Origin of the sequence: Brucella sp. IR073 (assembly GCF_049065735.1) — a bacterium.
GTDB lineage: Bacteria > Pseudomonadota > Alphaproteobacteria > Rhizobiales > Rhizobiaceae > Paramesorhizobium.
This window is the reverse complement of the sequence record NZ_JBAKHD010000001.1, coordinates 409,079-433,209: the sequence shown is the minus strand read 5'-3', so window position 1 is coordinate 433,209 and position 24,131 is coordinate 409,079. Positions and strand designations below refer to the sequence as shown.

The window sequence follows — 24,131 nt, the reverse complement described above, 5'->3', positions numbered from 1 at the left end:
CGGCCCTTCGGGCCACCCTCCCCGCAAGGGGGAGGGAGGGCGTTCGCGCCGCATCAACTCGCCTCCAGCAACCTCTCCGCCATCTGCAAATCCACCGACACCAGCTGCGAGACGCCCTGCTCGGCCATCGTCACCCCGAAGAGGCGGTTCATGCGGGCCATGGTGATGGGGTTGTGGGTGATGACGACGAAGCGGGTTTCAGTAGAGGCGGCCATCTCGTCCATCAGGTTGCAGAAGCGCTCGACATTGTGGTCGTCGAGCGGCGCGTCGACCTCGTCGAGAACGCAGATCGGCGCCGGGTTGGTCAGGAACACCGCGAAGATCAGCGCCATTGCCGTCAAGGCCTGCTCGCCGCCCGACAGCAGCGTCATGGTCTGCGGCTTCTTGCCCGGCGGGCGGGCGAGGATTTCGAGGCCGGCATCGAGCGGGTCGTCGGATTCGATCAGCTGCAATTCCGCCGTGCCGCCGCCGAAAAGATGGGTGAACAGCCGCTGGAACTGCGCGTTGACCACATCGAAGGCAGCAAGCAGGCGCTCGCGGCCCTCGCGGTTCAGGTTCTGGATCGCCTGGCGCAGCTTCTTGATCGCCTCGATCACATCCTCGCGCTCGCCGACGATGGCTTCGAGCCGCTCGGCCAGTTCCTGGCTCTCCTCGTCGGCGCGCAAATTCACCGCACCAAGCCGTTCGCGCTCGAGCTTGAGCCGTTCGAGCCGCCGGTCCACATCCTCGACATCGGGCAAGGGGTCGCCGGGGTTCAGCCCGGTCAGACGGAAGGCCTCATGGGGGGCGCAGTTGAGCGCCTCGGCGATGCGGCGCTCGGCATCCTTGCGGCGCTCCTCGGCGGCGGTGACGCGCTCCTCGGCGCGGGCGCGGGCCTCGCGCGAGACGGCGAGGTTCTGGATCGCCTCGGTGGCGAGCCTGTCGAGCTCGGCCTGCTTCGATTCGGCCAGCGCCAGCCGGTCGGCGGCCTCGCGGCGGCGCGCTTCCGCCTCGGTCAGCTCGGTCATGAGCGCGCGGCGGCGCGCCTCGATCTCGTCGGGCGCGTCGGCCAGCTCCTCCGCCTCGGCGGCGGTTTCGGCGCGGCGCTCCGAGAGCGCCTCGATCTGCCTGTCGGCATTGGCGGCGCGGGCAATCCAGCTCTTGCGCTCGCGGTCAATGGCCTCAAGCCGCTTCATGCGCGTCTCGGCCTGGCGCCGCAGCCCCTCGTAAGCCGCCCGCGCCTCGGCCAGCGCGGCGCGCCCGGCCATGACCTCGGCGGTCTGCGCGTCAAGCCGCGCATTCACATCCGCGATGTCGGGCATCGCTGCAAGACGATCCTCGGCTTCCGCAAACTGCGCCTCGGCCTCCTCCAGCGTCTCGACAAGGCGCGCCTTTGCCTCGTCCAGCGCGGCGCGGCGGCTCGATAGCTGGCCCGCCGCGCGTTCGGCGGCAGCTAGCGCCTCGCGGGCCTCGTCGAGCGCGCGCTGTGTCGCCCGCCAATGGTCGCGCGCCATGCGCTCGCGCTCCACCGCCTCGCGAACGGCCGCTTCACCGCGCGCGACGGCGTTCTCGATCTCAGCCAAACGCTGCCGTGCCTCGACCGCTTCCAGCTCCAGTTCGGCCAGCCGGTTCTTCTGGGCAAGGCGCTGGGCAGCAGGGGTCGGCGCTTCGGCGCTGGCGGTGTAGCCATCCCAGCGCCAGAGCGCCCCTGCCCGGCTCACCAGCCGCTGGCCGGGTTTCAGCAATTTCTGCAAGATCGGGCCATCGGCCTCGTCCACCACGCCGATCTGCTTGAGCCTGCGCGAGAGCTCGCGCGGCGCGCTCACATGGAAAACGAGGGCATCCACCCCTTCCGGCAAGACCGGGTCGTCTTCCTCGACGCCGGCTCCGGCCCAGAACACCGGGGCGTTCGCATCCGCGGGGGCGTCGAGGTCTTCGCCAAGCGCCGCCCCCAGCGCAGTCTCAAAGCCTTTTTCCACCCGCACCGCCTCGACGATAGCAGGATATTCGCCTGCTGTGTCGGCATTGATGATGCGGGCGAGCGTCTTCGCCTCGGTCTCGATCCGGCTTACCTCACCGCGCGCCTCGTTCAGCGGCTGGCGAAGCGCGGCTTCCTCGGCGCGGCTCTCTTCGACCTGTTCTTCCGCCATGATGGCGGCTTCCTCGGCGGCGGCAACCGCCTCTTCCGCGCGGTCTACGGCAAGGCGCTTTTGCGCGGGGTCGGCAAGGGCGGCAATTTGTGCGGCGAGCGTCGCGATTTCGCGCTCCACATCGCCGATCTGCTTCGCCTGCCGGTCGCGGCGCTCGGCGGCTTCGCGCAAAGATCGCTCGACCTGACCGCGCTCAGCGGCGGCTTCGGCGCGCTCCGCCGTCAGCCGCGCGAGCGCCGCTTCGCTTTCCTTCAGCTTCGCGTCCGCTTCCTCGAAGGCCTCGCGGGTCTCGATCTCGCGGTCCTCGGCATGGTCATTGTCGAGATTGAGCGCGCGCTCCTCCTCGTCGAGGCGCGCCAGAATATCAGCGTTCTCGCGCACCATCTGCTCTTCGCGGACGATATCGCTCGCCAGCTGCTCCAGCCGCTTCATCAACTCCGAGCGCCGGGCGCGGATGCGCTCCGCCTCCTCGTCGAGCTGGCTGCGGGCGATGGTGAGGCGCTGCAATGCGGCGGCGGCTTTGGCTTCCGCCTCGCGCAAATCAGGCAGACGGTGGGCGGCGACGGCCTGCTCCTTCGCCGCCGCCATCTGCGCCTGCGCGCGCTCAGCGACGAGCACGGTGGCCGCCGACAGCGCGCTCTGCGCTTCCGCCTCCTGCGTCTTCGCCAGCGTCCATTTCAGATGCAGCAGGATGGCTTCGGCGCTGCGAATATCGGCGGAGAGCGCCTTGAAGCGATTGGCCTGCCGCGCCTGGCGCTTGAGACTCTCCAGCTGGGCTCCGAGCTCGCCGACGACGTCCTCCAGCCGTTCCAGATTGCCCTCGGCGGCGCGCAGGCGAAGCTCCGCTTCGTGACGACGGGTGTGGAGACCGGAAATGCCCGCCGCCTCTTCCAGAAGGGCGCGGCGCGCCTGGGGCTTGGCCTGGATCAGCTCGCCGATGCGCCCCTGCCCCACCATGGAAGGCGAGCGGGCGCCGGTGGACTGGTCAGCGAACAGAAGCTGCACATCCTTAGCGCGCGCCTCCTTGCCGTTGATGCGGTAGACGGAGCCCGCCTCACGCTCGATGCGGCGGGAGACCTGCAATTCGTCAGCGTCGTTATAGGGCGCGGGGGCGGTACGGTCGTGGTTCTGAAGGAACAGCGTCACCTCGGCGGTGTTGCGCGCGGGGCGCGTACCGGAGCCGGAGAAGATGACATCGTCCATGCCGGACGCGCGCATGTTCTTATAGGAGTTCTCGCCCATCACCCAGCGCAGCGCTTCCACCAGATTGGACTTGCCGCAACCATTAGGGCCGACAATGCCGGTCAGCCCGCTCTCGATGACAAACTCCATCGGCTCGACGAAGGATTTGAAGCCGACGAGGCGGAGCTTGGAGAAGCGCATTAGCGTGCTCCTCCGTGGAGAGGTTGGCGCGAGAGCACCCCCCTCTGCCCTGCCGGGCATCTCCCCCTCAAGGGGGGAGATTGGCTGGCACGAGCCGCCGTTTCTCTATTCTGAATCGTCTGTGATTGGCGCCGAACACCGATGAAGGCCAATCTCCCCCCTTGAGGGGGAGATGTCCGGCAGGACAGAGGGGGGTGAACGGTCAAGCGCCCACGCCTTCTCCAGAAAGGTAACTTAGAGAAGGCCGTCGATGATTGCCGACATCTGCTGAACCGACAGCGCTCCAACGTATTTCTTCCCATTAATGAAAAAGGTCGGGGTCGCGGTGACGCCGAAGTCCTTTTCGCCGCGCTCGCGCGTTGCGTTCAGATCATCGAGAAGCTGCTGGTTCGTCAAGCAAGCCTTGAAGGACTCCTGTGTAAAACCGGCGAGCTTGGCGATTTGCAGCAGCGGCGCCTCGGCGTCCTGCGCAGCGGCCCATTGCATCTGCTGCTTGAACAACACCTCGACCATCGGGTAATAGCGGCCATCAGGCGCGCAGCGGGCCAGCATGAAGGCGGCGGCGGCGCGCGGGTCGAACGGGAACTCGCGCAGGATCAGCCGCACCTTGCCGGTGTCGATATATTTCTTCTGGATTTCCGGCAGCGTGTTGACCGCGAATTCGGCGCAGTGCGGGCAGGTCATCGAGGCATATTCGACGATTGTGACCGGAGCATCGGCCTTGCCCAGCACCTCGTCCTTGAGCTTGCCCGGCTGGTAAAGCTTTGCGGTGTCCACCGTGCCCTGAGGCTCAGGCGCGTCAGCGGTCGTGGCGCCCGTGGTCTCCTTCGACGGCGTCGAAGCCGCGTCAGAGGAGTCGCTGCAGGCGGCGAGCGTCAGGCCGGCGGCAGAAATGGCCGCAAGGGAAAGAATGTCTCTACGGTTCAACTTGGCAGCCATTCGAATCACCCATATGGTTCGTCCAATCTGGCTCTTTTCTATGCGAGCGCGGACGCGAAGTCTTTGGATTTTCGTCAGATTACCGTTTTTTAATCTTCTCGGCAACCACGCTGCGGCCAAGCCGGGCAAGCGCAGCGCGCAGGCCTTCGTCCTCGATATCCTTCGTCACCGCCTCGATGCGCTTTTCGGCGGCGGCGTCGATGACGGGCGGGCGGCGGCGAACCGGCTTGCCAGACGTCACGGGCTTCTGCTCGATCTTGATGCGCCCGATGGCGGCGAAGCCCAGGAAAGCATTGACGCGGCTGATGATTTCGCCCGTCTCATGCTGGATGCGGATGGCGGCGAAACCTTCGCAGGCAATCACCAGCGTGGCGGGCTGAAACGGGTCGTCCTCATGGGCGCGGCGCGGCCAGAGGATCTTGAGCGGGCGGGATTGGGGCCCGAGCGCGGGGCCGATGATGTCCTCCCAGGACTGCACCAGCGCGAGGTTGATGCCTGCGCGCTTCTGCAGCACCGGGTCGATGACGCCCGACGCCATGTCCGCCAGCGGCCTGAAGCCGGTATAGCCCTCGCCCTTGGTCAATCCCTACCTTTCGATTGCGGCTGAAGCAGGCGCCAAACGGCGCCGCTCCGCCAAGATCCGGCGCGAGGCGGCGGCATTGAGCGCGCCGAAAAAGAAGAAGATCGACGCAATCGTCACCTCATGCAGAAGAGGATTGTGCAGCATGCCGTAACTCGTGCACACAAGTATGAAGTAGATAAGGCAGCGCGTCATTGCCGGACTATCCGAATGGCGAAAAAGGTGCGACAGGCCGAACCAGGCGCAGGCAGAAAGCAGGATCAGGCCGATCACGCCGTCATTGAGCAACTCGTCGAGTACCGTGTTGTGGACGTGGCGGAATTTCGTCAGCACGGGCACGTTCTCTCCCGCCCTGGCGCGAACTTCCGCCATTTTCGCGGTCGGCCCCACACCAATAAACGGATGCTCGCTTATAACCTGTTTCGCTCCGTGCCACAGGGCCAAGCGGGTCGCAGCCGACGTCTCAATACGGATTTTGGCGGGCGGCTTGGCGCCCTGCTCGCCTGCATCAACCGGATTTTTGGCTTCACCGCGGCCTGCATCGTCCGGCTTATGGTATTCGACCATTCGAGTGAAGCGGCTCTCTATCTTGTTTATGTGATCGATCGATGCGACGCCATACATCGCCAAGCCTACAAGGACATAGGAAATCACTTTGGTTTTCAGTGGGGCTTTATGAAGATGGATCACCATCTCGATCAACGCGAACACCGGTATGACGACCAGCACCGCCCGCGTCTGGGAAGTAAGCACGGCGCCTGTCCCCAGAATGATCCATAAAGGGCCGTTCGGCAGAAAACGCGGCGGATTAGCCACCGGGATCGTTGCGCCGATTGCGGCAACGGCGGCGACAAAAGCGAAGACCGCAGCGTTGCCGCCGACTCCGATCCGGTCGTTCTCGAAAAGGCTGAGCGTCAGGGCCGCGACGAAGGCTAGAAACGTCCCGATACGCGATCCCAGGACGAAGGCTTTCAATGGATCCCGGACGAGCACCATGCCCGGCGCGGCAAAGGCAAATACCGCGAAAAGCAGGGTATAACCGACCTGCCGGTTCTCCATGATCGGTTCGCCGCGGGCCAGGATCAATCCCAGCGACCACATGGCATAGAGGATCACGCAAATATAAAATCTACCCGCGAAAAGACGCGCAGCCCGGTGTCTCCCGCAGGCCAAGTATATCCCGATACAGGAGAAGATGAAAAGGATGACAGGCCCGAGGCCGATGCGCACCGGCATCGCCGCCGCGCCGGCGCCCAGCACCCAGGAATCGATGCGCCGCCGGACCAGGAAGGTTTTTCGCAGGCGGCTCATTCGTGACCGTCCGTCAATGGATTGGGAGCATAGGCAAAACACAAACGGCGCAGATAGTCGCTTGTCCTGAACATCAATGTTCCGATCCGCTTCCAGGGAGGCAGCTTCGCTTTGGCATAGGCCGAGCGGCCGGCAATGGTGGAAGCCGCCTGACTGGAGAATGCCACCAGCGGCCGGTTCGTGGTGAAAATCGCATAATTACCGCTCCATCCTCGTTCCAGCGCCACATCATAGGGAAGGCGCATAGGCTTCAACGCAGTAAGAATCTTTTTCGCACCCCGACGGGTTACCACATAAGCGGCAGAGCTTCCAAGCGGACCGTGACCGCAACGGCCGATCGAATAATGCGAATCCACCCGCCAAAAACGGCGGAAGAGCGACGTGCGGTGATTGACGAGCTTGACGGCATCCCAACCGGACAGACGCGTGAGCGCTTCCAGGAAAGGCAGAAAATCCGCTGTGAATTCAATATCGTCCTCGATGATGACCGCGTAGGGAGCCTCGCCCCGCGCAATCTCCTCGAGCACATTGAGATGGCTGAAATAGCAGCCGATCTCCGCGGGCATCACGTGCTTGCCGTGACGGCGCCGGAACCCCGCTGCATCCAGATCGCCAAGGGCGGATTGCGGCAAGGCGCTGCCATCCACGGCAGGAACCCGGCGGATCAATATTCCAAACCGCGCCGCGCTGTCCTGGACCGCCTGCAGCCGTTCAGTCGAACGGTCGAGATTGATAACGTAGACAGGTATGGGCAAGGAGTCGCCTTATGACTGGGTTCGTTCCTTCCAGCGGTGGAACGCGCGGGCGCGAAAGTCAACAGGATGCCCGCATTCGGCTGTTGGAATTGCTCTAATATTATGACATTGCCGATCCATCCAAATCAAAAGGCAACAGATGAACCGCAACGCCCGGCAGATACTCCGATGGTATGATCGACATCATCGCCTGTTGCCGTGGCGCGTGACGCCGAGGGAGCGCTTGGAGGGCGAGGTCCCCTCTCCCTATCGCGTGTGGCTTTCCGAAATCATGCTGCAACAGACGACGGTCGAGGCGGTGAAGCGGTACTTCCAGGCCTTTGTGACGCGCTGGCCGACGGTCGAAGCGCTGGCGGCGGCGAGCGACGACGATGTGATGCGGGCCTGGGCGGGCCTCGGCTATTATTCACGGGCGCGCAACCTCAAGAAATGCGCAGAAATCGTTGCAAATCGGATGGACGGCGAATTTCCTTCGTCCGTCGAGGAATTGAAGGCCCTGCCGGGCATTGGCGATTATACGGCGGCGGCCATCGCAGCGATTGCCTTCAACCGCCCCGCGGCTGTTGTGGACGGCAATGTCGAGCGCGTCGTCACCCGCCTTTTTGCCATATCGACGCCTCTGCCCGCCGCGAAGCCTGAAATCCGCGCGGCTATGCAGTCCATGACGCCGGAGGATCGTCCCGGCGATTTCGCACAAGCCATGATGGATCTGGGCGCCACGACCTGCACGCCCAAACGCCCGGCCTGCGCGCTCTGCCCCGTTAACGGCGATTGCAAGGCGCTTCGCACGAGCGACCCGGAACTCTTTCCGGTCAAGGCGTCGAAGAAGGAGAGACCGGTGCGCCTGGGCGCGGCCTTTGTTGCGGTCTCGCCCGGCGGAGCTGTGTATCTGCGTAAACGCGCCGCTTCTGGCCTACTAGGCGGCATGGCGGAAATCCCCTGCTCCGATTGGACGGCGCGGGTCGATGGCGACACCTCCGCCAACGCCGCGCCCTTCGCCGCACGCTGGCTTGCAGCGGGCAATATTACCCACGTTTTTACGCATTTCGAATTGCGGCTGGCGGTTTACCGCGCGGACAATGTCCCCGAAACCGCTCCGGAGGGCGGCTGGTGGTCGCCCCGCCATGAATTGCCGGGCGAAGCCCTTCCCACCGTCATGAAGAAGGCCATAGCAGCAGCCTTGCCGCAAGCATTTGTTAAATCTTGACATTATCCCCTTAAGATTGCAATAATTAGTGTGATACAATTCATGATCGAATGTTTGACGGAAAACATATTATTTTTGAGGAATTTATCATGCAACCGAAATGGAAAATCATGCTGTTGAGCAGCTTGATCGCGACGGCAAGCGTTCAAGCTCATGCCACGGAGCAAAGGCCTGTTCCCAAACCCCAGGCATTAAGCGGGCCAGCCGTCAGCGCAAACAAGGCATCGGACCCTGTTTTCGATGACTGGGCGTGGCAAATGTCACTGAACAGCCCGACTACGCAGGGCTGTTTTACAGCCGATTACCCCTCCCTTAACTGGACCAGTATCTCCTGCGATTCCGGCAGCAAGACCGCTGCGCAAGAGAAAAAGGCAGAGCAAAAAGTTTCGGCGTCGGGGGGGTTTCCACGTGGATGGATGTTGCAGACGCCCACCCCGATCACGCAAGCCATCGGCTATTTTCCGTTTTATCCAGGCATAAGTGAGGGCTTCGCAAGCGGTGACGACGATGAAGATTTCAGCAACCGGTTGACAACCAATTACATGGATTACACATGCAATGGGACTCCCTGTCAAATCTCGTTACAATTCGTCCTGGAAACTGTGGATGATTTTGAAGACGGAACGATTCCCCAATTATATATCAAATACCGCGTAAAGAATTATTGTCCGGCCGGCTGGACCCAAAACGGCGACGAATGTTCCTTTGACAGCCCTAGAATATCCCTGCAAACGATTGTGGAGTGGCCACAGGTCGCCAGTCTCTTCGAAACGAAAATGTATGCCTTTGGCGGCCGGTCCGGCCTCGATGGCGTTGTATTACAAGTAGAAGACAGTACGCTTTACGCTGTGACGTCGAACGTGCCGTGGTTCGACGTTTCGAAGGGATGGACATCCTTCGGATACAACGCCGTGGGCGTCGACGGTTCGTCAAACCTTACCTTTTTAAATGACTGGGTCGGCTTACAAGTTCTTCTCGGAGCGGCGTATGACAATTTTCAGACCGCCAAGGCACGGTGCCTTAATACTGTTCCGCCGGTAGAAGGCACAAATGAATTACAGCTGGGCGCCTGCAGAAACTCGCGCAAGCAACCCCTGACGAACTACCGCTATATACAATATATAGAAAGGAAGGGGACGCCCACTGCTCCTGTCATCACGCAACCCGCGGATTTGTCGACGCTCTCGCCCGGGGATACTATTTCGGGTACCGGGGAACCAGGCGCCCTGATCGTCGTCTATGTGGATGGAGACTATATCGGCGGGAAGGTCGCCCGGGCTTGCGATAATGTCAAGGTTGGCATGTGGGGAGACGAGGAGGGGCAATGGTCCTGTACCGTGGGAGCGCTTCCCGAAGGGAAACATACCCTGAACGCGGTGCAGGGCGTGTTAAGATGGCCGGGAAAGCCTTCAAATACCGTCAATATTACTGTTGCAGGATCAGACACGACGCTGGACGACTGGGCGTGGCAAATGGCACTTAATTCCCCGACTGAACCGGGGTGTTTTTCCGCACAGTATCCTGACACGGTCTGGAGGGATTACGGCTGTTTCCCAGCAGTGAAGTCCGCGCCGAAGACGGACAATTTAAACAAAGCAGGTTCCAAGCAGGTGGGCGGCCAAAGCGACTGGACGCTGGAGGCTCCGGCGTCCATCAAGCAAGCGGTCGGCCATTTTCCATATTCTCCGGGAGTGCCTATAGGCTTTTACAGCCTTTCCAGCGACGGTCAGACGAAAGTGGACGGTGCATTCTCCTATCAACTTACTACCAATACGATAAATACCACATGCAACAGCGCTCCATGCTCGATCTCGCTCCAATTCCTCCTCGAGGGGCCAGCTTATGGTACGCAGATGTATATGCAATATTGGGCGGCGGGCTTCTGCCCCGCCGGTTGGAGCGATACCGGCAACGGCACCTGCTTTTATAACACCCCGACCATCAGATTACTGACAAACGACACCGGCGCATACGATCTCTTGAAGATAAAATTATATGGGTTTGGCGGCCGATCCGCAAACGGACAGCCGCTCGACGGCATCGTCGTGCAACAAACAGATACGTTATGGGCGATTACGTCCAGTGTGCCGGGATTCGATATATCCAATGGATGGACTTCAGCCGAATTCAACATGCTCGGCGGCGGGAAAGAGGGCGACGCACTTGGTGGTGAGGGGTCAGAACTTTACTTTGTGGCGGATTGGGCTGGGCTGGATGTCATTCTTGGCGCGACATATGACAACAATGCTGCACCGAGCTGTGCCCAGAATGGAACATCCTCAGAGAAGAGTGAATTGACTGCCGGGCCTTGCGCAATTGGTTACAGTAAAACCAAGGCACAATATCCCTATATTCAGTTTATTGAGACAAAGGGTCAACCGACCTATGTTCAACCTCCTTATCTCGCCACAATCCTCCAACCGGCAACCCAATCGGTGATACCTTACGGTGATCTCCTTTATGTCGCAGGCACAGGATATACGGGGTCTGAAGTGCGGGTGATGCTCGACGGTAAACCGCTTTGCACCGCTCGGGCTGCGACCACAGCGGAAGGGGATGCTCGACCTGCCCCCTGGTCCTGTGCTTCTTCGGAACCGCCCTCGCAAGGCATGCACATCTTGACCGCGACGCAAGGCGTTGGGGACATGCAAGGCCCGCCTTCAAATTCAGTGCAAATTACGGTTCAATGAACACGGCCAATTGACGGGCCAACGAGGCCGTGGAAACAGCTAAAAAGCGGCTCCGGCGAAACCCGCCGGAGCCGCTTTTTTACACCATTTTTCGGATAAGATAATGCTTCACCGATTCCATCGACGCCAAATACCCCATCCGAGAAGAGCCATACCGCATGAACCAGCCCGTCAAACACATCGTCTTCGACATCGGCAAGGTGTTGATCCATTACGACCCGCATCTGGGCTTTGCCGAGATCATCCCCGACGAAGCCGAACGGCTCTGGTTTCTGGAAAATGTCTGCACCCACGAATGGAACCTGGAACAGGACCGGGGCCGAACATGGGCGGAGGCCGAGGCGCTGCTGATCAGGATGCATCCCGATCGGGCCGAGCATATCCGCGCCTTCCGCAAGAACTGGCACAAGATGGTGCCGCATGCCTATGAAGACAGCGTCGCGATCCTCGAAAAGCTCGTTGCCGATGGCCGCGATGTGACGATGCTGACCAATTTCGCCTCGGATACGCTGCGCGAGGCGCAGGCCCGCTTTCCTTTCCTGACGATCAGCCGTGGCGTGACTGTGTCCGGCGACATCGGCCTCATCAAACCCGATGTGGCGATCTACGAGCATCATGCCAAGGCGTTCGATCTCGAGCCGGCGGCGACGCTGTTCATCGACGACACCCTCGCCAATGTGGAAGGCGCCCGCGCCGCCGGATGGCAGGCAGTGCAGTTCGTTGGATCCGGGCAATTGAAGACGGACCTGCAGCAACTCGGCATCGAGATCTAGCCTTGTTTTGCCGCATGATCTTGACCGAAAAGTCTGCAACTTTTCGGGACCATGCTTAAACACGAAGCGCCCGAGGCGTGAACCCCGAGCGCTTCCTGATCAGACTTTGACTGGAGGTCGTCCGATTGATGAGAGAGTGTGACTCCGAATAGTGTCCAGACTTTGTTTTTAGCGGCCCGGTCTCATGCGAAAGTCCTTCAACTTTTCGCGAGCCGCCAGCTTTTTATGCGCCCGCAGATGCCATGCGCTGGCGGATTTGTCCGCGTAGTTGGTCGATGGGCATGAGCGTGCCGCCATTCTCGAAATGCCAGAAGGTCCAGCCATTGCAGGCGTCGAGCCCCTGCACCTTCGCACCCATGCGGTGGATCGAGCCGGCCTCGCCATTGGCGGCGAGCGTACCATCGGCGCGGACGATGGCGGCGTGGCGGCGGCGGGCGTCGGTCAGCACCGTGCCGGGGCGCAGGAGCCCCGCCTCCACCACACTGACGAAGGCGACGCGCGGCTCGGCGCGCTTGCCGGTCATCACCGTCAGCTCGGCCTTTCCCAGCGGCTCGACCGCCTCGATGCGCGCCAGGGCGGCATCGATATAGGCCTGCTCGCGCTCGACGCCGACGAAATGGCGGCCGAGGCGCTTGGCCACCGCGCCGGTCGTGCCGGAGCCGAAGAACGGGTCGAGCACCACATCGCCCGGCTTTGACGACGCCATCAGCACACGGGCCAGCAGCGCTTCCGGCTTCTGGGTCGGGTGGATCTTGTCGCCATTCTCGTCCTTCAGCCGTTCATTGCCGGTGCAGATCGGGAACAGCCAGTCGGAGCGCATCTGGAGATCATCATTGGCCGCCTTCAGCGCTTCATAATTGAAGGTGTAGCCCTTGGTCTTCTGGTCGCGGGAGGCCCAGATCAGCGTCTCATGCGCATTCTGGAAGCGGCGTCCGCGGAAATTCGGCATTGGATTGGTCTTGCGCCAGACGATGTCGTTCAAAACCCAGAAGCCCAGATCCTGCAGCGAGGTGCCGACGCGGAAGATGTTGTGATAGGAGCCGATGACCCAGATGGTGCCGTTCGGCTTCAGCACACGGCGGCAGGCGAGCAGCCAGGCGCGGGTGAAGGCATCATAGGCCTGAAAGCTCTCGAACTGGTCCCAATGATCGTCAACGGCATCGACCTTGGACTGGTCGGGGCGATGCAGATCGCCATCGAGTTGGAGGTTGTAGGGGGGATCGGCGAAGATCACATCGACGGAATGGTCGGGAAGCCGCTCCAGCGCCGCGACGCAATCGCCCTTGAGGATCGTGTCAAGCCAGGAAGACTGCGGTGCTGCATGAGGCAGCTCATTCACTTTACGGACTAAGGACATCAAGATACTCGGCTACTGGGGTACGATTTTCACCGCACCGGACGCGTTACTGAATTGCCCTTATGGTTACCGGACAGGGTAAATATGGCGTTAAGCGCCGCCCTCCCCTGCCATAAAACTTTGACGCCCGGCCAATTAAGGTGTAGCCCGAGGCCCGTCTTAAAACCCTCCCCGCCATTGAACAGGATACCCGCAACATGGCCGCACCAGAGCTCATCATTTTCGACTGCGACGGCGTTCTGGTCGATTCGGAGATCATTGCGGCACGGGTCGAATCCGAGCTTCTGACCGATGCGGGCTATGCCATCGAGCCGGACGAGATCGCCGAGCGGTTTTCGGGCTTGACCTGGCCGAGCATATTGATGCTGGTGGAGCGGGAAGCCGGAATTCCCATTTCCGCCTCGCTCATCGAGAAATCCGACCGGATCCTGGATGAGCGGCTGGCGAACGAGGTGGAAGCGATCGAGGGCATCGCCAAGGCGGCATCGGCGCTGAAGCTGCCCAAATGCATATGCTCGAACTCGTCGACCAGACGGCTGGAGCTGATGCTGAAGCGGGTCGGGCTATACGACCTCTTCGCGCCCGACATCTTCGCCGCCGGCGAGGTGGGCACCAAGAAGGGCAAGCCGGCACCGGACGTGTTTCTTTACGCGGCGGAGAAATTCGGCGCCGACCCGAAGAATGTCATCGTGATCGAAGATTCGGTGCATGGCATCCATGGCGCACGGGCGGCAGGCATGCGCGTCATCGGCTTCACCGGCGGCGCACACACCTATCCCGGACATGCCGATCGCCTGACGGAAGCCGGCGCGGAGACTGTCATCAACCGGCACCGGGATTTACCGGCGGTGATCGCCGCTATGGCGGAGTGGTCGGAGGCGATTTAGGGCAATTTATTTAGACAGAAGCAACGGCGGCAGGGCAGAGGGGGTTGCCTCGCGATTCCGTTAAAACACGACTTGCTCTAAGGGCGCGCCTGACTCCCATTTAAAGCAGTTCATGTTTTGATAGATTCAGTGGGCATACCCCTTCTTGACGCTTCCGTTTAAAACGAAACTCAGGCTATGCCGCCGACTTTTTCCGGCTCTTCGGCGGCTCGTTGAGCATGGCGAGCGTCTCCTCCGCCTCTTCAAGAGAAAGGCCGATCATCAGCTTGGTGCCTATAATGACGGGAACACCGGTGACCGTGTCGAAAATGGCCCAGGTGTCGGTCGGTTCGAGAATGCATTCATATCGTGGTTTCATGGGCAGCATCCTATATTCGAACCGGTTGATATTCTCCTCACACCCGCGCTCATTTTTTAATCAAATTTCGTTTAAATACTAAGCACAAAACTGATCAGCCGACTTTTACCCCCGGTTTATTTTTCTTGCGCCGTCTTCTCAGCGCGATGATTCCGTCCTGCTGTTCCAGCCGCCGGATCAGCTTAAAGGCCGGAACGGGCCGGCCGAAATACCAGCCCTGCCCCATCACCTGGACGGGCAGATTGCGGAAATAATCGGCCTGCGCTTCAGTCTCGACGCCTTCGGCGACGATATCGAGCTTGTGCTTGACCGCCATGTCGATGATCTGCGGCACGATCGAGACCGTCACCGCGTCTGTGCCGACGGTGCGGGTGAAGGCGCGGTCCATCTTCAGCGCGTCGACATTGAGCTCACCCAGATAGGAAAGGCTCGAATAGCCAGTACCGAAATCGTCGATATAGACCGAATGACCGCGTGCGCGCAGGCGGGCGATGCCCTCGATGGCTGCATGGGAATCGGCGGCGGAGCGCTCGGTCAACTCAATGCCGATCTGCTGCGGCTCGATATCGGCATAATGCAGCCCCTCTTCGATCGCCACCAGGAATTTCGGATCGTTCAGGTCCGAGGCTGTCACATTGATGGTGATGCGGAAATCGCGGTGCAGGCGCAGCGTCTCGCCCATTTCCTTGATGACATGGTCAACCACGTAGCGGGTGATGCGCCCGCCCACGCCTTTTTGCTCGGCGATGGCGACGAAGACATCGGGCGGCACGAAATCGCCATTGCTCTGCCACCGGATCAGCGCCTCGGCGGCGACAATCCTGCCATCGGTGACGTCGACCACCGGCTGGTAGACGAGGGTCAGTTCCTCCCGCGAGAGAGCCCGGTTGAGCCGGGCCATCAGCGATTGGTCGCGGCGGCGGAAATCGACCCAGCCAAGCCCGGCAAGCGCGCCCAGCGCGGCGCCGAGCATGGTGATGGCGTTGACATAGCTGGTGCTGTCGAGCGCACTGATTTCGGCCCAGACGGCGATGCACAGGCCCGATGGGTCACAGCTGTCGCGGCGAAGGACATCGCCCTTCGCTATCCAGGTCGCAGGCCCCGTCGATTGCGGGCCGGTTCCATCCTCGTCGCCGAACATCTGGCCGAAGCTGCGCGTCTCGAGATTGCCGTAAAAAACCGCGAAATGGTAAGGTGGCTGCTTGAAAGTATCGAAGGCCCTGGGGTCGATGACGACATCGGTACCGCCCTTGGCGAGAATAGGCGCCCGGCCGCTCGAGACGGTCAAGGGTGCGTCGGCATAAAAATGCGACCCGTCAGGCAGCACAACGGGCGCTTGGCGGGGCATCCCGACCCTTCTGTTGGGCGTGCCCAATATGGTGGAGCAGACGACGGCGCCATCCCTGACGCGCCCGATATCCTTGGCATTGCGCGTCTCGAAAAGCATGTTGCGCAGCAGCTGAAGCTCGGTTTGCGAGCAAAAGGGATAGGGAGACGTATTGGCGACGTTGATTGCGCCATTGGCCTCGTTGATGACGGCCATGGCGTGGGTCAGCAACTGGTTCGAATAGCTCGTAAGCTCCGCCTGATCATGGGATAAGCGCAGGCGAGTGCCCAGCACATGGCCGAAGACCCCTCCCAGCAATGCCGCCAGCAGCACCACGAGGAAAATGGGCGAAGTCCGGAAAATGGGGCGCAAACGATCAGTCACTGAATTTACTGCCTACCATGGAAAGAAAACTTTGCAGCCCAACATTCATGGGCGATAAAATCTGATAATCATTAGAATTTTAATAAAATCTCTTCGGATATATTTGAAATATACTTTGGTATGAAAGTATTCTTATACCATAAGAATTAAAGAATGTGGCCATAGAGAGGCAACCACGCTTAAAATCATGGATTTTCGTGATTAAATTCGATATTCAAAGGTGAATGGTGCTGTTTAGATGGGGAATGCCGTTCTTTTATTGCTGCGGCTGCTCTCCATGGTGAGGATGGATTCCTGTGACAAGCACAGGAATCCATCCTCTTCCTATCCATGACAACAACGGCAAAATGCTGTGCAGGTGATTACGTCAACCGATTAGTTCGCCTTGGCAGGCCCCTCATCGTAACCGATGAAAACCTGCACATCCCTTTGCGCGGGGGCCGGGAAGGTGATGCCCTTATCGTTGAAGATGAACTGGGTTGCGGTCGAGGGATCGGTGACGCTGACCTGATATTTATGCAGCTTCGAATAAAGCACCGCGTCTCCCTGCATCACGGCGACGCGGATGGGCATGGTGATGGTGCCGGCCTTGAAGCGCGGGCCGGGGACGATCTTGCCGGCGGCGGCCACGTCCATGGTGATCGTGCCGGGTCCGTACTGGCAGGCGCGTGTCACATCGGCGATGGAGGCCTGATAGACGATGCGGGACTTGTCCTGCTCGCCGCCCTTTTCGTAAGTATTGAAGAAGGCGGTGCCTTCGCGCAGCACCACGCCGGGGCACCAGGCGCGCAGTTCGGCCTCTGATATCTTCGGCTCGCTGGGCGTTTCCGATCCACCCTTGGTCGTGCATCCGGCCGCCGCCAGAACCAGCGCCATCGCGAAAACTTGATGAAACGCGGAACGATTGTATGATGCTTTATTCATGACCGGACTTCCCTGCACTGATGAACCTGTTCTATACCACGCCATGGACCACCGCCAAATGGGGCCGCGCGACGGTGTTTTCCTGCTTTTTGCCGGAGAGGGCAAGCCGTCTTCAACTCTGCGCGACCGATCTGCAGGATTTTTTAACAGCATGATCATATTCAAATGTCCCCAACATTTCGGGATGATGCTGTAAGGGCCAGGATGACATGAAATATGTGAGTACCCGCGGCGAAGCGCCGGTTTTGGGATTTTCCGATGCGCTGCTGGCGGGGCTCGCGCGTGATGGCGGGCTCTATTTGCCCGAAGCCTTCCCTACCCTCTCGCCTGACGAAATCCGTTCGCTGCGCGGCAAATCTTACGCCGACATCGCCATCGCCGTGCTTTCGCCCTTCACAGGGGGCGAGATTCCGCAAGCCGATTTCGAGCGGATGATCCGCGAGGCTTACGCCACCTTCCGCCATCACGCGGTGTGCCCGCTTGTGCAGACCGGCGCGAATGAGTTCGTGCTTGAACTGTTCCACGGGCCGACGCTCGCCTTCAAGGATGTGGCGATGCAATTGCTGGCGCGGCTGATGGATCATGCGCTTGCCGAGCGGGGCGAGCGGGCGACCATCGTCGGCGCCACCTCGGGCGATACGGGCGGCGCGGCCATCGAAGCCTTCGCGGGCCGCGACCGCACGGATATCTTCATTCTCTTCCCCCATGGCCGCGTCTCGCCGGTGCAGCAGCGGCAGATGACGAGTTCCACCGCCGCGAATGTCCATGCGCTCTCCATCGAAGGCAATTTCGACGATTGCCAGGCGCTGGTGAAGGGTATGTTCAACGACCTCAAATTCCGCGATGCGCTGTCGTTGTCGGGGGTCAACTCGATCAACTGGGCGCGCATCATGCCGCAGGTGGTGTATTATTTCACCGCCGCGCTGTCGCTTGGCGCGCCGGACCGCCCGGTTTCCTTCACCGTGCCGACGGGCAATTTCGGCGACATCTTCGCCGGTTACGTCGCCAAGCGTATGGGCCTGCCCATCGCCCGTCTGATCGCGGCGACCAATGACAACGACATTCTCTACCGCACGCTTGCCACGGGCGCCTATGAGACGCGCGGCGTCATCCAGACCACCTCGCCCTCGATGGATATCCAGGTTTCCTCCAATTTCGAGCGGCTGCTCTACGAGGCGCATGGGCGCGACGCGGCGGCAGTGCGCCGGCTGATGGACGGGCTCAAGCAGTCCGGCGGCTTCACCATTGGCGAGCCGGCGCTCGACCGCATTCGCGCGGAGTTCGGCGCGGGCCGCTCGACCATGACCGATACCGCCGCGACGATCCGCTCCGTGCTGAAGGCCTCCTCCTACCTGCTCGATCCGCATTCGGCGATCGGCGTCAAGGTCGGGCGAGACCATGCCGGTGACGCGCCGATGGTGGTGCTGGCGACCGCGCATCCGGCCAAATTTCCGCAGGCCGTGGCGGAGGCCAGCGGCGTGACGCCGCAACTTCCGGCCTGGCTCGGGGATCTCATGACGAGAAAAGAGAATTATACAGTGCTTCCCAACGATCTAAAAATCGTGGAAGATCATGTCAGCCGCAATTCCAGGGTTCTGGCGCGGGAGGGAGTCTAGCGAGCATGGGTGTTGAAGTAAGCCGTCTTCCAAACGGACTGACCATCGCCACCGAGGCGATGCCGAACGTCGAGAGTGTGGCGCTCGGAATCTGGGTCAAGGCCGGTTCCCGCAACGAGGCGAACGACCAGCACGGCATCGCCCATCTCCTCGAGCACATGGCCTTCAAGGGCACCGAAAACCGCACCGCCTGGCAGATCGCGACCGACATCGAGAATGTCGGCGGCGAGATCAACGCCGCCACCAGCGTCGAGACTACCTCCTACTATGCCCGCGTATTGCGCAACGACGTGCCGCTGGCGATCGACATCCTCTCCGATATACTGACCTCCTCCAAATTCGACGCGGACGAGCTCGAACGCGAGAAGCATGTCATCATGCAGGAGATCGGCGCGGCGCATGATACGCCCGACGATATCGTCTTCGACCGCTTCACCGAAACCGCCTTCCGCCACCAGCCGGTGGGCCGCGCCATCCTGGGCGAGCCGGAAACGGTGGAGGCCTTCACCTCCGCCGACCTACGCACCTATATGGAACAGCAATACAGCGCCGACCGCATGGTGGTGACGGCGGCTGGCGCGATCAATCACGACGATTTCGTTCGCGAGGTGGAAACGCGCCTCGGCGGCTTCCGCCCGCATTCCACCGGGCCTCTGCCCGATCTGGCGCATTATGTCGGCGGCGATTTCCGCGAGCATCGCGATCTCATGGATGCGCAGGTGCTCATCGGCTTCGAGGGCCGGGCCTATCATGTGCGCGATTTCTACGCCTCGCAGATCCTTGCCATGGCGCTGGGCGGCGGCATGTCCTCGCGGCTGTTCCAGGAAGTGCGGGAGAAGCGCGGCCTGTGCTATTCCGTCTATGCCTTTCACTGGGGCTTTTCCGATACCGGCCTCTTCGGTATCCACGCGGCCACGGGGCGCGACGATCTCACAGAACTAGTGCCCGTCATCCTCAACGAGCTGCATGAGGCTTCGCAGAACATCAGCGAGGAAGAGGTGAACCGCGCCCGGGCCCAGTACCGCGCGAGCCTCCTGATGTCGCAGGAGAGCGTGGCCAGCCGCGCCGGGCAGATCGCCCGGCAGATCCTGCTCTATGGCCGCCCGGTCACCAATGACGAATTGCTGGACCGGCTCTCGCACATCACCGCCGAGCGCCTGACCGACCTTGCCGGCCGACTGTTCCTCGACACCAGGCCCACCGTCGCCGCCGTGGGCCCGGTGGGCAAGCTCATGCATTTCGACGGCGTGCGCGACACGCTGTCGACCCGGGCGCAGACGCGGAAGATGGCGGTGTGAGAGTGGACAGCAATATTGGGGAAAGCTATATTATCGAAAGGTATTACCAAGCAATAAAGGCTCGATATGGCAACCTCCCTCAAGATTGGCGATGACCTGAAGAGCCGCGTCCAGCAGCTTGCCAGCCAGCGCCGGCGTTCCGCGCATTGGATCATGCTGGAAGCAATCCAGCAATATGTGGACCGCGAAGAAGCGCGAGAGAGCTTCAAGCAGGAAGCCTTGGCCTCCTGGGCGGCCTATCAGGAAACCGGGCGGCATTTGACCGGTGAGGAAGTCCGCACATGGCTGAACGGCTGGGGCACCGATGACGAGCAGCAGAGGCCTGAGTGCCACAAATAATCGTCACGGAAGGCGCTGTCGAAGGCTTGGAGCGCTGCCGCCGGTTCCTGGCTGCGAAGTCCCCCGAAGCAGCCAGACGGGCTGGACAAGCTATCGAGCGGCAGTTTCTGCTTTTGGAAAAGACACCGGACATAGGCCGGCCGTTTCCCGATCTGCCGGAGTTGCGCGAACTGGTGATAGCATTCGGCGATTCCGGCTATGTCGCGCTCTATCGCCACGAACCGGCCGACGATGCGGTGTATGTGCTTGCATTCCGACACCAGAAAGAAGCAGGGTATTGAAAAAGGCAATGCGAATACCGTTCACTATGCTCGCCGCGAGCCGATTGGCGTAGAACCATGATCGCCCTGCCCTTCGCCAGGAGCAGCAATCATTTCTCCTTACGCGGGGCGCGTATCTATCTCCGCGCCCCGGCACTGGGCGATTACAAGGCTTGGGCGGCGCTGCGAGCCGAAAGCCGGGAATTCCTCACGCCTTGGGAGCCGCGCTGGAGCGAAGACGATCTGGAGCGCGGCGCTTTCCGCCTGCGCATCCGGCGCTATCAGGAGGAAGCGCAGGCGGGAACGGGCTATCCGTTCTTTCTCTTGCGCAATTCCGATAACCGGCTCATCGGCGGCATCACGCTCGGCAATATCAGACGCGGCGTCGCGCAATGCGGGCAGATCGGCTATTGGTGCGGCGCGCCATTTGCGGGCCAAGGCTATATGAGCGAAGCGCTGGAACTGGTTATCCCCTTCGCATTCGACGAGTTGAGATTGCACCGCCTCGAAGCTGCCTGTATTCCCAATAATATGCGATCCACAAGGCTTCTCGAGAAAGCCGGATTTCAGAGAGAGGGACTTCTACGCTCCTATCTCAAGATCAATGGCTTGTGGCAGGACCATGTCCTCTACTCGCTCATCGAAACCGACAGACGTATGGTTAGAGGCGCCCGATAGTGTCACGTTTCTCTTACAGCCCGCTGAAAATGCTCTCCTGCATTTTTCTGTTCGTGCTGTTTGCCGTCAGCGGCGCTGCACCGTCCTTTGCGTTCGAACCTATCAAAATTTCCAAGGAAGACACCGCGCTCGACCTTTCCCGCGCGGTCGAAATCTTCCGGAATCAGGGCGAGAGCTTTCAGGTTTCGACCGCGCCCGGCCCAGACGGAATCGTGCGGCGCATCGAGGTGCAGGCCAATGACAAGCGCGGCCAGGGCGACTGGGCGGTCTTCGCCATCGCCAACCCGACCGACGAGCAGATCGATCGGCTGATCGTCGCGCCGCATTTCCGCCTCGTCGGCTCGGGCTTCATCTGGCCGGACCTGGGCTCGACCCGCATCAATTCCATTACCCCCAGCGAAGGCTTCGCGCTAGACCGGCAGGCGAGCCCGGACGCTGACGTCTTCCGCATCACGCTCAATCCGAATTCGGTGGTGACACTGGTCGCCGAGCTCGGCTCGCCCAACCTGCCGCAGGTCTATTTATGGGAACCGGAGGCCTATAAGGACACGATCAACGCCTATACGCTCTATCGTGGCATCATCCTCGGCATTTCCGGCCTGCTGGCCCTGTTCCTGACCATCCTCTTCGTCGTCAAGGGCACGTCGCTTTTCCCGGCGACGGCGGCGCTCGCCTGGGCGGTGCTCGCCTATATCTGCGTCGACTTCGGCTTCTGGAACAAGCTCATCGCCATCACGCCTGGCAATGAGCAGATCTGGCGCGCGGGCACGGAGGTAGGGCTCGCGGCGACGCTGGTGATCTTCCTCTTCACCTATCTCAATTTGAACCGCTGGCACGACCATTTCAGCTATGGCGCGCTGACATGGGTGCTGAGCCTGATGGCGCTGATCGGCGTCGCCTTCATCGATCCGCCGATCGCCTCGGGCATTGCGCGCATCTCCTTCGCGCTCACAGGCGTCGCCGGCGTCGCCATCATCGGCTATCTCGCCGTCAAGGGCTATGACCGGGCGATCATGCTGATCCCGACCTGGATTCTGATTCTCGTCTGGATCGGCGGGGCGTGGCTTACCATTTCCGGCCGCCTCGACAATGACATCGTGCAGCCGGCGCTGGGCGGCGGGCTGGTGCTGATCGTGCTTCTCATCGGCTTCACCGTCATGCAGCATGCCTTTGCCGGCGGGGCGCTGCATCACGGCCTCTTCTCCGACATGGAGCGGCAGGCGCTCGCCATCATCGGCTCGGGCGACATTGTCTGGGATTGGGACGTGCCGCGTGACCGCGTGGTGACGACGCCCGACATCGACAATCTGCTCGGCGCAAGCGCGAGCCAGCTGCAGGGACCCGTGCGCAACTGGCTGCCCGCCATGCACACCGACGACCGCGACCGTTTCCGCTCCACCCTCGATGCCATTCTCGAAAACCGGCGCGGGCGCATCGCCCAAACCTTCCGCCTGCGCGCCAGCGACGGGCATTACCATTGGTTCGCGCTGCGGGCGCGGCCCGTGATCGGCTCGGATGGCGAAATCGTCCGCTGCGTCGGCACGCTCATCAACGTGACCGAGCAGAAAAAGGCAGAGGAGCGGCTGCTGCACGACGCTGTGCATGACAATCTGACCGGGCTGCCGAACCGCGAATTGTTCCTCGACCGGCTGAACAATGTCATCCACATGGCCCGCAATGAGAGCAAGTTGCGGCCGACCGTCTTCGTCATCGATATCGACCGCTTCAAGCAGGTCAATGACAGCCTCGGCATGTCGGCGGGCGACACGATCCTGCTGACGATTTCGCGCCGCCTTCACCGGCTGATGAAACCGCAGGACACGCTGTCGCGTCTTGCCTCCGATCAGTTCGGCCTGTTGCTCACCTCCGAAAGCGACCCGGCGCGCATCGCCGCCTTCGCCGAAGCGCTGAAGCAGGCCGTGCGCGCGCCCATCGCCTATGCCAAGCGCGAGATCGTGCTGACCGCGTCCATCGGCCTCATCACCTGGACGAGCGCAGCATCGAACGCGGAAGATCTGGTCAAGGACGCGGAGCTGGCGATGTATCAGGCCAAGCGCTATGGCGGCGACCGGATCGAGCCGTTCCGCCCCGCCTTCCGCGCCATCGGCAGCGACAAGTTGCAGATGGAATCGGATCTGCGCCGCGCCATCGAGCGGCAAGAGATCGCCCTCGTCTACCAGCCCATCGTGCGGCTGGACGATGGCAGCATCGCCGGCTTCGAGGCGCTGTTGCGCTGGGAGCATCCACGGCGCGGCGCGGTGCCGCCTTCGGAGTTCATCCCGGTTGCCGAAAGCTCGGGCCTTATCGTGCAGCTCGGCCTTTTCGCCATGAGCCAGGCGGCGCAGGACGTGTTCAGCTGGCGCGAAAGCTTCCCCGGCATGGATATCTTCGTCTCCGTCAACCTGTCGAGCACACAATTGATCCGGCAGGATCTGATCAGCGATGTGCGCTCCGTGCTCTCGCGCACCCATATCGCGCCGGGAAGCCTCAAGCTGGAACTGACGGAATCCGTCATCATGGAAAACCCGGAACAGTCCGCGCATGTGCTTTCGGCGATCAAGGACATGGGCGTGGGCTTGTCCCTCGACGATTTCGGCACGGGCTATTCCTCGCTCTCCTATCTGACCCGCTTCCCCTTCGACATGATCAAGATCGACCGCTCCTTCGTGCGCAGCGACCAGGCGCAGAAGGCGACGCTGCTGCGCTCCATCGTCTCCATGGCGCACGATCTCGGCCTTACGGCAGTCGCGGAAGGCGTGGACAACGAGAACGACGCCCTCCATCTGCGCCAGCTCGGCTGTGAATATGTGCAGAGCTTCATGTTCGGCCAGCCGATGTCAGCGGATGCGGCAAGCCGGCTGCTGAAGGAGCAGCTGGAGCCGGCGGCGGCGTGATGTAGAGCATGGCCGCGGCACATCAAGGCGCCGAATTTATAT

The 24,131-nt window shown here is 61.3% G+C and carries 20 protein-coding genes; 11 read left to right on the top strand and 9 right to left on the bottom strand.

The window, feature by feature from the left end:
* Positions 1–53: 53 nt before the first annotated feature.
* The 5 genes from smc to ACOWVG_RS02145 form a co-directional block, all read right to left on the bottom strand.
* Entirely contained in the window at positions 54–3,512 is a 3,459-nt protein-coding gene (gene smc, locus ACOWVG_RS02165) for a chromosome segregation protein SMC (protein WP_420959830.1), read from the bottom strand.
* Between the two features lie 234 nt (positions 3,513–3,746).
* Positions 3,747–4,451, bottom strand: a complete 705-nt coding sequence (locus ACOWVG_RS02160) for a DsbA family protein (RefSeq protein WP_420959829.1) — start codon at positions 4,449–4,451, stop codon at positions 3,747–3,749.
* A 79-nt stretch (positions 4,452–4,530) separates the two neighbouring features.
* A complete protein-coding gene (locus ACOWVG_RS02155; RefSeq protein ID WP_420960156.1) occupies positions 4,531–4,989 on the bottom strand; it encodes a DUF721 domain-containing protein in 459 nt (152 codons plus the stop codon).
* 48 nt (positions 4,990–5,037) lie between these two features.
* Positions 5,038–6,342 (bottom strand): O-antigen ligase family protein, encoded by a 1,305-nt coding sequence (locus ACOWVG_RS02150; protein WP_420959827.1) that lies wholly within the window; start codon positions 6,340–6,342, stop codon positions 5,038–5,040.
* Complete coding sequence (locus ACOWVG_RS02145; protein WP_420959825.1) at positions 6,339–7,097, bottom strand: glycosyltransferase family 25 protein; 759 nt, start codon at positions 7,095–7,097, stop codon at positions 6,339–6,341. Before ACOWVG_RS02145 ends, ACOWVG_RS02150 begins: the two co-directional genes overlap by 4 nt.
* Before the next feature lie 139 nt (positions 7,098–7,236).
* Between ACOWVG_RS02145 and mutY the strand changes: the two genes are divergently transcribed.
* The 3 genes from mutY to ACOWVG_RS02130 all read left to right on the top strand — a co-directional run bounded on the left by mutY (position 7,237) and on the right by ACOWVG_RS02130 (position 11,767).
* Positions 7,237–8,304, top strand: coding sequence for an A/G-specific adenine glycosylase (gene mutY / locus ACOWVG_RS02140; protein WP_420959822.1), 1,068 nt, complete (start codon positions 7,237–7,239; stop codon positions 8,302–8,304).
* Between the two features lie 50 nt (positions 8,305–8,354).
* Entirely contained in the window at positions 8,355–10,994 is a 2,640-nt protein-coding gene (locus ACOWVG_RS02135) for a hypothetical protein (RefSeq protein ID WP_420959821.1), read from the top strand.
* A gap of 158 nt (positions 10,995–11,152) precedes the next feature.
* Positions 11,153–11,767, top strand: coding sequence for an HAD family hydrolase (locus ACOWVG_RS02130; protein ID WP_420959820.1), 615 nt, complete (start codon positions 11,153–11,155; stop codon positions 11,765–11,767).
* Positions 11,768–11,990: 223 nt separating this feature from the next.
* Here the strand turns inward: ACOWVG_RS02130 and ACOWVG_RS02125 are convergent, their stop codons facing one another.
* Complete coding sequence (locus ACOWVG_RS02125) at positions 11,991–13,124, bottom strand: site-specific DNA-methyltransferase (RefSeq protein WP_420959819.1); 1,134 nt, start codon at positions 13,122–13,124, stop codon at positions 11,991–11,993.
* 197 nt (positions 13,125–13,321) lie between these two features.
* Here ACOWVG_RS02125 and ACOWVG_RS02120 point away from each other — a divergent pair, with 197 nt between their 5' ends.
* The gene (locus tag ACOWVG_RS02120) at positions 13,322–14,011 is read left to right on the top strand and encodes an HAD family hydrolase (protein ID WP_420959818.1); all 690 of its coding nucleotides are present in this window, start codon (positions 13,322–13,324) and stop codon (positions 14,009–14,011) included.
* A 175-nt stretch (positions 14,012–14,186) separates the two neighbouring features.
* Here the strand turns inward: ACOWVG_RS02120 and ACOWVG_RS02115 are convergent, their stop codons facing one another.
* From ACOWVG_RS02115 to ACOWVG_RS02105, 3 genes are all read right to left on the bottom strand, one after another.
* A complete protein-coding gene (locus ACOWVG_RS02115) occupies positions 14,187–14,369 on the bottom strand; it encodes a hypothetical protein (RefSeq protein ID WP_420959817.1) in 183 nt (60 codons plus the stop codon).
* A gap of 94 nt (positions 14,370–14,463) precedes the next feature.
* Positions 14,464–16,080 carry an EAL domain-containing protein gene (locus ACOWVG_RS02110; RefSeq protein WP_420959815.1) on the bottom strand — a complete coding sequence of 539 codons (1,617 nt, stop codon included), beginning with the start codon at positions 16,078–16,080 and terminating at the stop codon, positions 14,464–14,466.
* Between the two features lie 375 nt (positions 16,081–16,455).
* Positions 16,456–17,004, bottom strand: a complete 549-nt coding sequence (locus ACOWVG_RS02105) for a hypothetical protein (protein ID WP_420959814.1) — start codon at positions 17,002–17,004, stop codon at positions 16,456–16,458.
* Here ACOWVG_RS02105 and ACOWVG_RS02100 point away from each other — a divergent pair.
* The 7 genes from ACOWVG_RS02100 to ACOWVG_RS02070 all read left to right on the top strand — a co-directional run bounded on the left by ACOWVG_RS02100 (position 17,003) and on the right by ACOWVG_RS02070 (position 24,089).
* Positions 17,003–17,200: a hypothetical protein gene (locus ACOWVG_RS02100; RefSeq protein ID WP_420959813.1), complete on the top strand. Its 198-nt coding sequence runs from the start codon at positions 17,003–17,005 to the stop codon at positions 17,198–17,200. The genes ACOWVG_RS02105 and ACOWVG_RS02100 overlap by 2 nt on opposite strands.
* A 13-nt stretch (positions 17,201–17,213) precedes the next feature.
* Positions 17,214–18,620, top strand: coding sequence for a threonine synthase (gene thrC / locus ACOWVG_RS02095; protein ID WP_420959812.1), 1,407 nt, complete (start codon positions 17,214–17,216; stop codon positions 18,618–18,620).
* Positions 18,621–18,625: 5 nt separating this feature from the next.
* Complete coding sequence (locus ACOWVG_RS02090; RefSeq protein ID WP_420959810.1) at positions 18,626–19,918, top strand: M16 family metallopeptidase; 1,293 nt, start codon at positions 18,626–18,628, stop codon at positions 19,916–19,918.
* Positions 19,919–19,984: 66 nt separating this feature from the next.
* The gene (locus tag ACOWVG_RS02085) at positions 19,985–20,257 is read left to right on the top strand and encodes a CopG family ribbon-helix-helix protein (protein WP_420959808.1); all 273 of its coding nucleotides are present in this window, start codon (positions 19,985–19,987) and stop codon (positions 20,255–20,257) included.
* Between the two features lie 26 nt (positions 20,258–20,283).
* A complete protein-coding gene (locus tag ACOWVG_RS02080; RefSeq protein ID WP_420960155.1) occupies positions 20,284–20,538 on the top strand; it encodes a type II toxin-antitoxin system RelE/ParE family toxin in 255 nt (84 codons plus the stop codon).
* Between the two features lie 57 nt (positions 20,539–20,595).
* On the top strand, positions 20,596–21,195 hold the full coding sequence (locus tag ACOWVG_RS02075) for a GNAT family N-acetyltransferase (RefSeq protein WP_420959807.1): 600 nt from the start codon (positions 20,596–20,598) through the stop codon (positions 21,193–21,195).
* Between the two features lie 29 nt (positions 21,196–21,224).
* On the top strand, positions 21,225–24,089 hold the full coding sequence (locus tag ACOWVG_RS02070; protein WP_420960154.1) for a putative bifunctional diguanylate cyclase/phosphodiesterase: 2,865 nt from the start codon (positions 21,225–21,227) through the stop codon (positions 24,087–24,089).
* Positions 24,090–24,131 lie beyond the last annotated feature (42 nt).